10 protein-coding genes are annotated in these 12,856 nt (G+C 68.3%); 9 read left to right on the top strand and 1 reads right to left on the bottom strand.

Annotated elements, in window-relative coordinates:
- The first annotated feature begins 150 nt into the window (after positions 1–150).
- The 9 genes from purU to AC1RUS_RS13445 all read left to right on the top strand — a co-directional run bounded on the left by purU (position 151) and on the right by AC1RUS_RS13445 (position 10,804).
- Positions 151–993 (top strand): formyltetrahydrofolate deformylase, encoded by an 843-nt coding sequence (purU, locus tag AC1RUS_RS13485; RefSeq protein WP_492916891.1) that lies wholly within the window; start codon positions 151–153, stop codon positions 991–993.
- Between the two features lie 203 nt (positions 994–1,196).
- On the top strand, positions 1,197–2,264 hold the full coding sequence (gene rfbB / locus AC1RUS_RS13480; protein WP_492916889.1) for a dTDP-glucose 4,6-dehydratase: 1,068 nt from the start codon (positions 1,197–1,199) through the stop codon (positions 2,262–2,264).
- Positions 2,264–3,142 (top strand): dTDP-4-dehydrorhamnose reductase, encoded by an 879-nt coding sequence (gene rfbD / locus AC1RUS_RS13475; protein ID WP_492916887.1) that lies wholly within the window; start codon positions 2,264–2,266, stop codon positions 3,140–3,142. Before rfbB ends, rfbD begins: the two co-directional genes overlap by 1 nt.
- Before the next feature lie 41 nt (positions 3,143–3,183).
- Positions 3,184–4,053 (top strand): glucose-1-phosphate thymidylyltransferase RfbA, encoded by an 870-nt coding sequence (gene rfbA / locus AC1RUS_RS13470; RefSeq protein ID WP_492916885.1) that lies wholly within the window; start codon positions 3,184–3,186, stop codon positions 4,051–4,053.
- Between the two features lie 286 nt (positions 4,054–4,339).
- Positions 4,340–5,137 carry an ABC transporter permease gene (locus AC1RUS_RS13465; RefSeq protein ID WP_492916883.1) on the top strand — a complete coding sequence of 266 codons (798 nt, stop codon included), beginning with the start codon at positions 4,340–4,342 and terminating at the stop codon, positions 5,135–5,137.
- Positions 5,138–5,143: 6 nt separating this feature from the next.
- Positions 5,144–5,890: an ABC transporter ATP-binding protein gene (locus AC1RUS_RS13460; RefSeq protein WP_492916881.1), complete on the top strand. Its 747-nt coding sequence runs from the start codon at positions 5,144–5,146 to the stop codon at positions 5,888–5,890.
- Entirely contained in the window at positions 5,887–8,355 is a 2,469-nt protein-coding gene (locus AC1RUS_RS13455; RefSeq protein WP_492916879.1) for a glycoside hydrolase family 99-like domain-containing protein, read from the top strand. The genes AC1RUS_RS13460 and AC1RUS_RS13455 overlap by 4 nt, the downstream gene beginning before the upstream one ends.
- A 5-nt stretch (positions 8,356–8,360) precedes the next feature.
- The gene (locus AC1RUS_RS13450) at positions 8,361–9,605 is read left to right on the top strand and encodes a glycosyltransferase family 61 protein (RefSeq protein WP_492916877.1); all 1,245 of its coding nucleotides are present in this window, start codon (positions 8,361–8,363) and stop codon (positions 9,603–9,605) included.
- A 53-nt stretch (positions 9,606–9,658) separates the two neighbouring features.
- Positions 9,659–10,804 carry a glycosyltransferase family 61 protein gene (locus AC1RUS_RS13445; RefSeq protein WP_492916875.1) on the top strand — a complete coding sequence of 382 codons (1,146 nt, stop codon included), beginning with the start codon at positions 9,659–9,661 and terminating at the stop codon, positions 10,802–10,804.
- 52 nt (positions 10,805–10,856) lie between these two features.
- On the opposite strand, the gene tkt is transcribed toward AC1RUS_RS13445, so the two are convergent.
- Positions 10,857–12,818, bottom strand: coding sequence for a transketolase (tkt, locus tag AC1RUS_RS13440; protein WP_492916873.1), 1,962 nt, complete (start codon positions 12,816–12,818; stop codon positions 10,857–10,859).
- Positions 12,819–12,856 lie beyond the last annotated feature (38 nt).

The following is a 12,856-nucleotide window of genomic DNA, read 5'->3' as shown; positions in this document are numbered from 1 at the left end:
GGGTCGGGCAAGATCGCGACCAGTGATCGCCGACGGGGCAAGACCGTGCCGAACCGGCGACGATTTCCTCCCGTCGCGAGCGATTTCGTGCTCGCCCGGCGCGGCCTGGCGCTTTTCTTCGGCGCGGAAGGTCTCTAGAGGGAGCGGACCATGATCCTGACCCTCTCCTGCCCCGACCAGCGCGGCATCGTCGCCAAGGTCTCCGCCTTCCTGTTCGAGCGTGGCTGCAACATCCTCGACGCCCAGCAGTTCGACGACCAGGAGACCGGTCAGTTCTTCATGCGCGTGGTGTTCGACGCCGACGCCGCCGATCGCGAGGCCCTGCGCGCCGACTTCACGGTTGTGGCGACCGCCCTGTCGATGAAGTGGACGCTGCGCAATCGCACCGACCGCTATCGCGTGCTGATCCTGGCCAGCAAGTTCGACCACTGTCTGGCCGATCTCGTCTATCGCTGGCGGATCGGCGAGCTGCCGATGGACATCGCCGGGATCGTCTCGAACCACCCGGCCGAAACCTACGCCAATGTCGACCTGTCGGGCCTGCCCTTCCATCACCTGCCGGTGACCAAGGAGACCAAGTTCGAGCAGGAAGCCGAGCTCTGGAAACTGATCCAGGAGACAAAGACCGACATCGTCGTTCTCGCCCGCTACATGCAGGTGCTGTCGGACGGCCTGTCGGCCAAGCTGGCCGGACGCTGCATCAACATCCACCACTCGTTCCTGCCCGGCTTCAAGGGCGCCAAGCCCTATCACCAGGCCCATGCGCGCGGCGTGAAGGTGATCGGGGCCAGCGCCCACTACGTCACCGGCGACCTGGACGAAGGTCCGATCATCGAACAAGACGTCGAGCGCATCAGCCATCGCGACACGCCCGAGGACCTGATCCGCAAGGGCCGCGACATCGAGCGCCGCGTGCTGGCCCGGGCCCTGCGCTACCGTCTGGAAGACCGCGTGCTGCTCAACGCCCGCAAGACGGTGGTGTTCACGGACTAAGGCCGCCCGCGCCTTGCGTGGACCTCGTCCTTCGACAAGCTCAGGATGAGGTCCATTTAGAGGCCCAGCAGTAGAAACCTCATCCTGAGCTTGTCGAAGGACGAGGTTTCGGCTCCTCGCCAACGCGCCCGATCCAAGGCCCCGGGTTGCATCGGCGGGGATTTCTGAGCTACGGGGCGGGCTTAGTTCTCGGAAGGGCCCCCATGTCGCATAACCTCCGCATCATGGTCACCGGTGGTTGCGGCTTCATCGGATCGGCGGTCTGCCGCTACCTGGCGAGCCTGGGCGGCGACGTCGCCATCCTGAATTTCGACGCCATGACCTATGCGGCGTCCGAGACCAGCCTGGCCGACATCCAGGGCAACAACGCCTATTCGTTCGTGAAGGGCGACGTGGCCGACGCCGGCGCGGTCGCCCAGGCGATCGCCGCGTTCAAGCCGACCCACATCATGCATCTGGCCGCCGAGTCGCATGTCGACCGCTCGATCACCGGCCCCGGCGCTTTCATCCAGACCAATGTCATCGGCACCTATGTGATGCTGCAGGCGGCGCTGGAGTACTGGCGGACGCTGGACAGCGCCGCGGCCGAAGCCTTCCGCTTCCACCACATCTCGACCGACGAGGTGTTCGGCAGCCTGGGCGCCGAGGGGCTGTTCTCCGAGACCACGCCCTATGATCCGCGCTCGCCCTATTCGGCCTCAAAGGCCTCGTCCGACCACATGGTCCGCGCCTGGCATCACACCTATGGCCTGCCGGTGGTGGTCTCCAACTGCTCGAACAATTACGGCCCCTATCACTTCCCCGAGAAGCTGATCCCGCTGGTCACTCTGAACGCCCTCGAGGGCAAGCCGCTGCCGGTCTATGGCAAGGGCGACAACATCCGCGACTGGCTCTATGTCGACGACCACGCCAAGGCGCTGGTGCTGATCGCCACCAAGGGCGTGGTCGGCGAGAGCTACAATGTCGGCGGCCGCAACGAGCGCACCAACCTCGAAGTGGTGGAAGCCATCTGCGACCTGCTGGACGAGCTGCGGCCCCAAGCCGGCCTCAAGCGCCGCGACCTGATCCAGTTCGTCCATGACCGCCCCGGCCACGACGCCCGCTACGCCATCGACGCCACCAAGCTGGAAACCGAGCTGGGCTGGAAGGCGCAGGAGAATTTCGACACCGGCCTGCGCAAGACCGTCGAATGGTACCTGGCCCGCGAGGACTGGTGGCGGCCGCTGCGCGAGCGCTATGACGGCCAGCGCCTGGGCCTGAAGTCGGCTTGATGTCGACTCCCCGGATCGCCCTGTTCGGGGCCAACGGCCAGCTGGGCCAGGACATCTCGGCCATCGCTGCGACGCGCGGCCTTAGCCTGATCGCCCTGCAGCGCCCGCGGTTCGACGCCGCCGACCGCGCGGGTCTCGACACGGCCTTGGCGGATCTCGACTTCGACGTCGCCATCAACAGCGTCGCCGTCACTCGGGTGGACGACTGCGAGAAAGACCCGGCTCCGGCCCTCGCCATCAACGCCCAATTCGCCGAGGCGCTGGCCAAGGTCTGCTCGGTCAGGAAGGCGCGGCTGGTGCAGGTCTCGACCGACTATGTGTTCGGCGGCCAGGCTCAACGCACGCCGCTGGACGAAGAGGCCGGCGCGGCGCCGGTCAATGTCTATGGCGCGACCAAGGCCCTGGGCGAAAACCTGGCCCGGCTGGAGCATGATGACGTCATCGTCGCCCGCGTGGCCTCGCTGTTCGGCGTGGCCGGGGCCAGCGGCAAGGGCGGAAACTTCGTCGAGACCATGATCAAGTTCGGCCGCGAGCGCGGCGCGCTGAAGGTCGTCGCAGACCAGATCATGTCGCCGACCAGTTCATGGGACGCCGCCGAGGCCCTTCTCGACCTGATCAAGGTCGAGGCCCGCGCCGGCCTCTATCACGTGGTCAATTCCGGCGCGGCCAGCTGGCATCAGTTCGCCGAGGCCATCATCGACCGCGCGGGCGTGTCCGCCACCGTGTCGCCGATCCCCACGAGCGAGTTTCCGACCCCCGCCCGCCGGCCGCCCTACAGCGTCCTGGCCAACGGCAAGGTCGAAAAGGCGCTGGGCCGGACGATGCCGGCATGGCAAGACGCTCTGGACAGATATCTTGCCGCCAAGGGCCACCGCTAAGAACGGCCCAGGCCGCTCGGGGCAGTAGAGGTACTATTCCTATGAAGGGCATCATCCTGGCCGGTGGATCGGGCACCCGCCTCCATCCGGTGACCCTGGGCGTCAGCAAGCAGCTGCTGCCGGTCTTCGACAAGCCGATGATCTATTATCCGATCTCGATCCTGATGATGGCGGGCATCCGCGACATCATGATCATCAGCACGCCCCGCGACCTGCCGCTGTTCCAGGGCCTGCTGGGCGACGGTTCGGGCTGGGGCGTCAATTTCGTCTATGCCGAGCAGGCCGAGCCAACCGGCCTGGCCGACGCCTATCGCATCGGCGCGGAGTTTGTCGGTACCGGCCCCTCGACCCTGATCCTGGGCGACAACCTGTTCTACGGCGCCGGCATGGGCCGGATGCTGGAAGGCGCGGCGACCCGCGCCCAGAACGGCGCCTCGGTCTTCGCCTATCTGGTCAAGGATCCCGAGCGCTACGGCGTGGTCGAGTTCGACGACAACAACCGCGCCATCACCATCGAGGAAAAGCCGGTCCAGCCGCGCTCCAACTGGGCGGTTACCGGCCTCTATATGTACGACAACAAGGTCGTCGACTACGCCCGCGACCTGAAGCCCTCGCCCCGCGGCGAGCTGGAAATCACCGACATCAACCGCATCTATCTCGAGAACGGCGCCCTGTCGGTCGAGCGGATGGGCCGGGGCTTTGCCTGGCTCGACACCGGCACCCACGACAGCCTGCTGGAAGCCTCGGAATTCGTGCGGGCCATCGAGCACCGCCAGGGCCTGAAGATCGGCTGCTGCGAGGAAGTCGCCTACCAGAACCGCTGGATCAACACCGACCAGCTGCTGAAGCTGGCCCACGACCTACAGAAGTCGCCATACGGCGCCTATTTGCGCTCGATCGCCGTCAGCTGAAGCCTTCCCCCGGAGCGTTCGCCGCCCGTCCCGATCGTCCTTGAGCGGCGTGTCGCTAGGCGGGCGGCCGGCGGAGTTTTCGCCTCTGTTTCGGGAGCGCGAAGCGGCCTAAACCTCCAGGAGAATCAGCGGGTCGGGACCGCCGGATGAAATGTTTCACAAGCTCCAAAGGCCTGTTAAGAAGGCGCCCGCTTCGGTGGGACGAGGTGTTTGGGGAATTTCGCTCGGCGCCAACGGTTCGAGTGAGTGTCCAGATTTGTTTGCCGCCAGCAGGAATGGCTTCTGAATGAGCCTCGTCGGGAGTTTCAAAGCCGCCATACAGGATCTGTATCGCGGCGCCGGCCTGGCGCCCCTGTGGTGGCGCGTCAGCATCGAGCAGACCGCCACCCGCTATCGCCGCACCCTGCTGGGCCCCTTCTGGCTGGCCAGCAGCACCCTGGCCACCGCCCTGTCCCTGGCCCTGGTGTTCGGCCAGATGTTCGGCGGCAATTTCCGCGACAGCCTGCCCTTCATCATGATCGGCGTGGTGTCGTGGTCACTGACCGGCGGCGTCCTGCCCGAGATCGCCAACACCTTCGTCACCGGCTCGGGCGTGATGCAGGTCCAGAAGCTGCCCGTCAGCTTCCACGCCTACATGCAGATCAGCCGCGTCCTGATCAATTTCTTCCACCAGATCGTCGGCCTGTGGCTGATCATGCTGGTGCTGCGGCTGGCCGTGGTCCCGCACTGGGAGCTGCTGGTCGCCCTGCCGATCGTGCTGCTGATCGCCTTCTTCCTGAGCATTCCGCTGGGCATGCTGTCGGTGCGCTTCCGCGACATCAACTACATGACCAGCTTCGTCGCCCAGGGCCTGTTCATGCTGACGCCGGTGTTCTGGCGCCGGGCCCAGGTGCCCGAGCACATGCACTGGGTCGTCGACCTCAATCCGTTCGCGCACACGCTCGAGATGCTGCGCCAGCCGCTGATGGGCCATCCCATCCCGACCGGCGACCTGATCGCCTCCCTGGCGATCCTGGGAGCCTGCGCCGTGGCCGCGGTGGTAAGCTTGACCTTCTTCCGCCGTCGCGTCGTGTTCTGGCTGTAGGGCAAGATGACCTGTTCCATCGAACTCAAAGACGTCACGCTCGACTACAATCTCTACAGCGTGCGCGCCCAGTCGCTCCGCAACGCGGTGCTCGACATGGCCGTGGGCGGCCGGATGATGCGGGCCGGCAAGGACGTCACGATCATCCGGGCGCTGTCGAACATCAACTTCAAGCTCGCCGAGGGCGACCGCCTGGCCCTGATCGGCCACAACGGCTCGGGCAAGACCTCGCTGCTGAAGGTGCTGGCCGGCGTCTATGAGCCCAGCGCCGGCGTCGTCGACGTGCGCGGCAAGGTCAGCTCGATGATCTCGATGAGCATCGGCCTGGACCCCGAAGCGTCGGGCCTGCAGAACATCAAGAACCTGGCGATGATGCAGATGATGCCGGATCGCGAGATCAAGCGCCGCCTGCCCGACATCATCGAGTTCTCCGAGCTGGGCGCCTTCGTCCACATGCCGTTCAAGACCTATTCGGCCGGCATGATGGCGCGCCTGACCTTCTCGGTGGCCACCCAGATGGACGCCGATATCCTGATCATGGACGAGTGGATCAGCGCCGGCGACGCCGAGTTCCAGAAAAAGGCCGCGGCGCGGCTGACAAGCATGGTCGACAAGGCCAAGATCGTGGTGATCGCCACCCACGACCACAGCCTGGCGCGGAAGGTCTGCAACCGGATCATGACCATGGAGGGCGGCGTGCCGACCTTCCAGGGCTCGACCGCCGAATGGATCGAGAGAAGCAACGCCGCGTGAGCGCCAGACATCCCCAGGCAAGACTTCCCACTGCGCTGAAGGGCCTGGCCCCCGCCGAGACGCCCGGTCGGTTCCGGGCCGTGACCGACGATCCCCAGATGCTCTGGCGGGTCGAGAAGGATGAGCGAGCCCGCTTCGAGGGCGCGTCGGCTGCGCGGGTCACCGTCCGGCTGAAAGCTCTGGAAGGCAAGATCGTCGAGCCCTGTATCTATGTGGACTGGGGCGACGGCTTCAGCGCCGAGTCGCGCAAGGCGCTCGGCTACGTCTCAGAGGGCGTCTACACGGCGGTCGCCCATTCCAACGCCGGCGGCCTGCGCCGCATCCGCTTCGACCCGTCCAGCGAACCCTGCGTGTTCGAGGTGACCGAGTTTTCCGTCGAGCCGGCGTCCGAGCCCTCGCCCAACGTGCGGCGGATCTCGGGTCCGCGCCGGCTGATCCGCTCGGTGACCCGCCGCCTGCCCGGCCGGGCGCAGAACGCCCTGCGCTTGACCGCCGCCGCGGCCCGTGATCCGCGCCATGGCCTCAGCCGTCTGCTGCAGGCCGCGCCGTTCGGCCGAGGGCCTTGGCGCGACGCCTATGTGCGAAGCTTCGAGGTGGCCCGCAACCTGCGCAGCCCGCAGTTCGCCGCCCCGGCCCTGACGGCGCCCCGCCGCGCCGCCGACACGCCCAAGGTCCTGGCCTTCTACCTGCCGCAGTTCCACCCGTTTCCCGAGAACGACCGGTGGTGGGGCAAGGGGTTCACCGAGTGGACCAATGTCAGCAAGGCCACGCCGCAGTTCGCCGGCCATCTGCAGCCGCGCCTGCCCGGCGAGCTGGGCTTCTACGACCTGCGCGCGCCCGAGACCCTGCGCGACCAGGCCCGCCTGGCCAACCTGGCCGGCGTCGACGCCTTCTGCTTCCACTACTATTGGTTCGGCGGCCACCGCCTGCTGGAACGGCCGCTGGACGCCTTCGTCGCCGACGAGACCATCGACCTGCCGTTCGCCCTGTGCTGGGCCAATGAGAACTGGACCCGGCGGTGGGACGGCCAGGAATCCGACGTCCTGATCGCCCAGAACCACTCGCCCGAAGACGACGTAGCCCTGTTCGACGACCTGGCCCGCTACATCGCCTCGCCCCGCTATGTGCGGATCGACGGCAAGCCGCTGATCGTCGTCTATCGCCCCGACATCCTGCCCGACGCCGTCGCCACCGTGACCCGCTGGCGCGAGCGAGCCCGCGCGGCGGGGCTGGGCGAGTTGTTCCTGCTGTGCACCAACGCCTTCGGCTTTTCGGAGTACCGCGCGGCCGGCTTCGACGGTCTGGTCGAGTTCCCGCCCCACGCCCTGGCGGTCGGCGAGATCACCCGCGAGGTCCAGCTGCTGAACACCAGCTTCGGCGGCAAGATCTACGACTACGCCGCCGTGGTCGACGACCGTGTCGACAACCTGGCGGGTCGCGAGGATCCGCGCCGCTATCCCGGCGTGATGCCGTCTTGGGACAACGAGGCCCGCAAGCCGGGCATGGGCAATGTGTTTCACAACGCCGCCCCGGATCTCTTCCACCGCTGGGCCGGCGCCGCGCTCGACTGCACCGCGCGCCTGGCGCCGGCCGGCGAGCGTCTGGTGTTCGTCAACGCCTGGAACGAGTGGGGCGAGGGCGCCTATCTCGAGCCCGACCGCTGGTTCGGCCACGGCTCGGCCCAGGCCCTGCGTGCGGCGATCGAGGCCCGCGCCCCGCGCATCGCCGCCGACCATCCGCTGGTCGTCGCCTCGGCCGCCGCGCCGAAGACCCACGACGCCGTCCTGCTGCTGCACGTCTTCTACGCCGACCTGATCGAGGAGTTCGCCGCCCGCGTCGCCCCGCTGCGCGACCGGCTGGACGTCATCGTCACCTTCCCCGACCTGTGGTCGGACGCCGAGCTGGCCGCCCTGGCCAGGGCCATTCCCGGCGCGCGCCTGGTCCCGACCCCGAACCAGGGCCGCGACATCGCCCCGTTCCTCTTGGCGCTGAAACTGGCCGACGACCTGGGCTATGGCGTGTTCTGCAAGGTCCACTCCAAGAAGTCGCCCCACCTGTCCGACGGAGCCCAGTGGCGCGACACCCTGCTGGAGGGCCTGATCGCCCCGGCTGCGACCGACGCCGCCCTGGCCCGTTTCGCCGGCGATCCGCGCCTGGGCCTGCTGGCCCCGGCCAGCGCCCGCATGCGGCTGGGCGACCACGCGGTGATGTTCAACAACGGCCCGGCCATGGCGGTTCTGGCCCGCAAACTGGGCTTCCGGCACAACGCCGAAACCGAGTTCGCGGCCGGATCGATGTTCTGGGGTCGCATGAAAGCCTTCAAGGCTCTTCACGCCGCGCCGATCCAGGACTATCCCTTCGAACCTGAGCTGGGTCGCATTGACGGAACGCTCGCCCACGCGTTCGAACGCGCCATGGGCGCCGTGGTCAGCGCGGGGGGACACAGCGTTCAGTGGGATCTGTAGCGCGGATGCTTGACCTTTCCGGCCGTCTGACTCGGGCCATGCATCGCCTGCGACCGCGCTCCGCGCCGTTGTGGCGACGCGCGCTCGACCTGAAGGTCGTTCCAGACCTGACCGCCCTGCCCCACGTCGACAGCCTGGGCGAGGCCTTCGCGTCGTCGGCGACGGGGGGCGTCATGCGGTTCACCCACGACCACCACATCCGCGAGGATGTGATGCGCGAACGCCTGATCGGGCGCACCGCCGGCGAGGATTGCCCCGAGTGGCACGCCGGCGCGGGCGGGGCTCCGGCCTACGGCGTCACCATCAGCCGCCTCCGCGACGTGCTGCATGCGCCCGAGTTCGGCGCGGTGATCGACCGGTCGGGCCAGGTGATGAAGTCGTCGATCGGCGAGGCCCTGTACCTGACCCCAACCCTGGGGGCCTTGCCCTATGTGACCGTCGCCGGCGGTCTGGCCACCATGGCCCCGCCGGCCCGCCTGCCGCACGTCAACAGCGCCGCGGTGTTCATGGCCTGGGGCGGACGGTTCAACTACGGACACTTCCTGCTGGACTGCCTGCCGGGCCTGGCGACGCTGAAGCTGGCCGGCCTGCTGGACGAGCGCCGCCTGATCGCCCCGCCCCTGACCGACTGGCAGCGTCAGGGCGTGCGGCTGCTGCTCGGCGCCGAGCCCGTGTCGCGTCCGGTCGAGATCGCCGCCCCGCTGATCAGCCTGGGCGACGTTGTCTTCGCCAGCACCATGGACCACTTCCTGCACGCCCCGAACCATCCGCTGGACTGGGTGCGCGAGCGGATGCTGGCCAATACCAACGTCGCCGACGGCGGCGCCCGGCGGATCTATGTCAGCCGGCGCGGCGACGACAAGCGGCTGATGGTCAACGAAGGCGAGCTGGAAGCCGAGCTGGAGGGGCGCGGCTTCACGGTGGTCAAGCCCGAGCTGCTGTCGGTGGACCGGCAGATCGCCCTCTTCCGCGACGCCGACCTCATCGTCGCCCCGACCGGCGCCGCCCTGGCCAACACCCTGTTCTGCAAGCCGGGCGCGAAGGTGTTCGAGATCCAGCCCAGCAACTTCACGGGCATCTGGGTGCGGGGAGTCTGCCACTATGTCGGGGCCGACTGGCATGGCTTCTTCGCCCCTTCGCCGATCGAGGAAAAGGAGATCGTCATCGACGGTCTGCTTCGGCCCAACACCTCGTTCCAGTGGCGCACGCCGCTGCAGGCTTTCCTTGAGTTCCTCGACGCGCGCCTCTAGAGCGGAATGACCCTCGGGCCCGGCGCCCGAACCGTCTGTTGAATTGCGCGATCATGCACCTGCCGCACGGCGGTTCCCTGGAAGAGCTCGGCCTGGACCGCTTCGACCCCGCGCGGCGACCCGGCCCGCTGACCCGCCTCACCTGGCGCGCCGGCCTGCGCGCGCCCCGCCCCGCGCTGAAGGTCGAGCACAGCTGGGCCGGCGACCTGCTGGACATCAGCCATGTGGTCGCGCCACAGGCCGAGCGCCCCGCCAACCCCGACCACGCGATCCACTGCACGCTCTATCAGTCGCGCCGCTTCGTGGTGGCGCGCGGCCGGGACCTGGGCATGCTGCGGCTGAGCGCGGGGATCTTCGCTCCCGGCCTGGGCCTGATCGACGAGTTCAATGTCGGCGGCGTCGACCACATGCCGGCCCACCTGGTCGAGGCCGATGTCGGTCCCACCCGCGTTCTGCCCGCCTCGGCTGTCGAGCGCGTGCCCGGCCTTTCGATCCCGTTCTGCCACTACGGCTACCAGGCCTTCGGTCACTTCGTGCTGGACGGCCTGCTGCAGGTCTATCTGTTCCGCGATCTGCTGGCTTCGGGCGAGGCGCGGCTGGCCCACTGGCCGCTGCCCAAGCCCTGGATGGAGCCGCTGCTGGAGCGCTGCGGCGTCCCGGCCGCATCGCGGCGGGTCCTGCGCAAGTCCGTCGTGCTGTTCGAGCAGGCCGGCGTCTCCTCGGCCCTGGCCGGCCACGGGGTCTATTTCCCCGGCGCCTTCTCGATCCCGTTCTTCGCCTGGCTGCGCGAGGTGCTGGCGCCCGCCGCCGGGACGGAACCCCCGCTGCCGGGCGTCTATGTCCGGCGGGGCGCGGGCGAGACCCGGGCGGTGCGCGACCAGGACGCCCTGGAGGCCCTGTTGGTCGCGCGCGGCTTTTCAATCATAGACCCGGCGGTGATGGACGCCGCCGACCAGGCCCGGACCATCGCGCGGGCCGAGGTGCTGGTGTCGGCCTGGGGTTCAGGCCAGACCCTGGCCCCGCTGCTGCGCGGCGCGCGGCGGGTGATCGAGCTGACGCCCGACACGGTGACCGATCAGTGGTTCCTGCGCCAGGCGGCGGTGCACGACCTGGCCTATTGGCCGGTGATCCACACGGCCTCCGAGACCGGCGAGATCGTCGCCGACCTGCCGCGCATCGAGCGCGCCCTCGCCGGCTGAGCTTGGCAGGCCAAGAAAAAGGCCCCCGCCGGAAGCGAGGGCCTCTGTCGTCCTACTCGGCCGCTTTCGCCACCGCCTCGGCGGTGATGCCGAATTCCTTGTAGAGCCGCTCGAACGGGGCGCTGGCGCCGAAGCCGGTCATGCCGACGAACGCGCCGTCCTCGCCGATGAAGCGCTCCCAGCCCTGGCGGATGCCCGCCTCGACCGCGACGCGCTTGGTCGCCGTGCCGATGACGGCCTTGCGGTAGTCGGCCGGCTGCTTGTCGAACAGCTCCCAGCAGGGAACCGAGACCACGCGGGTCGGCTTGCCCTGGCCCTGCAGGATATCGCGCGCGGCGACAGCCACGCCGACCTCGGTGCCGGTGGCGAAGATCGTCACCGCCGCCTCGCCGCCCTCGGCCGCCAGCAGCTCATAGGCGCCCTTGGCCGACAGGTTCTGCTCGCCCGAGGCGCGGACGCCCGGGGTCTTCTGGCGCGACAGGGTCATGACCGACGGGGTCGTGGTCTGCTCCAGCGCGACCTTCCAGCACTCGGCGGCTTCCACCGCGTCGGCCGGACGGAAGACCAGGAGGTTCGGAATGGCGCGCAGGGACGCCACGTGTTCGACCGGTTGGTGGGTCGGGCCGTCTTCGCCCAGGCCGATGGAGTCGTGGGTCATCACGTGGATGACCTTGGCGCCCATCAGCGCGCCCAGGCGGATGGCGGCGCGGCTGTAGTCGGCGAAGGCCAGGAAGGTGCCCGAATAGGGAATGACGCCGCCATGCAGCGCCATGCCGTTCATCGCCGCGGCCATGCCGAACTCGCGCACGCCGTAGTGGACGTAGCGGCCGGCATAGTCGGGCGTGTCGAACGCGCCCATGCCCTTGACCAGGGTGTTGTTCGAGCCGGTCAGGTCGGCCGAGCCGCCGATCATTTCCGGGATCGACGGGATCAGGTGATCCAGCGCCGCGCCGGAGTGGACGCGCGTGGCGTTGGCCGGCTTGGTCTCGGCCATCTTGGCGATGTGGGCGTCGACAGCCTCGAAGGCGTTAGCCGGCAGGGCCCCCGAGATCGCGCGGTTGAATTCGACGCCCTTGGGCGAGGCCGACAGGCGGCCTTCCCAACGCTTGCGGACGCTAGCGCCGCGACGGCCGATGCTCTTCCAGGCCTTGGCGATGTCGTCCGGCACCGTGAACGGCGCGGCGTCCCAGCCCATGGCGACGCGAGAGGCGGCGATCTCGTTGTCGAACAGGGTGTAGCCGTGGCTGTGGGGGTCGCCTTCCTTCGGACCCGCGCCCTTCGAGATCAGCGTCTTGCACGCGATCATGGTCGGGCGGTCCTGCTTGGTGGCCCAGCGCAGGGCGGCGGCGATCTTGCCGTGGTCGTGGCCGTCGACGACCTTGACCGCCCAGCCGGCGGCCTTGAAGCGCGCGACCTGATCGCCGGTCTCGGAGATGGTGGCGACGCCGTCGATGGTGGTGTTGTTGTCGTCGAACAGCACCGTCAGCTTGTTGAGCTTCAGGCGGCCGGCGATGCTGATGGCTTCATGGCTGACGCCTTCCATCAGGCAGCCGTCGCCAGCGATCACCCAGGTGCGGTGATCGACGAGGTCGGAGCCGAAGCGGCTCGACAGGTGGGCCTCGGCCATGGCCATGCCGACGGCGGTGGCCAGGCCCTGGCCCAGCGGACCGGTGGTGGTCTCGACGCCGGGGGTGTGATGCACTTCCGGGTGGCCGGGAGTGAGCGAGCCCCACTGACGGAAATTCTCGATCTCCTTCATCGTCACGGCCTTGAAGCCGGTCAGGTGAAGCAGGCTGTAGATCAGCATCGAGCCGTGGCCCGCCGACAGCACGAAGCGGTCGCGGTCGGCCCAGTCGGGCTTGCTGGCGTCGAACTTCAGAAACTTGCCCCAAAGCACCGTCGCGACGTCGGCCATGCCCATCGGCATGCCTTGGTGTCCGGACTTGGCCTTGTGGACCGCGTCCATGGAAAGGACGCGGATCGCGTCGGCCATCTTGATGGGCGAAACGGGCATGGGGGTCGACTTTGTCGTTTGTTATGCAGGGCTGCGCG

The organism is Caulobacter sp. GW821-FHT10F06 (assembly GCF_058809215.1).
Note: the sequence above shows the minus strand (reverse complement) of the source record. Positions and strands in the feature narration are given on the sequence as shown.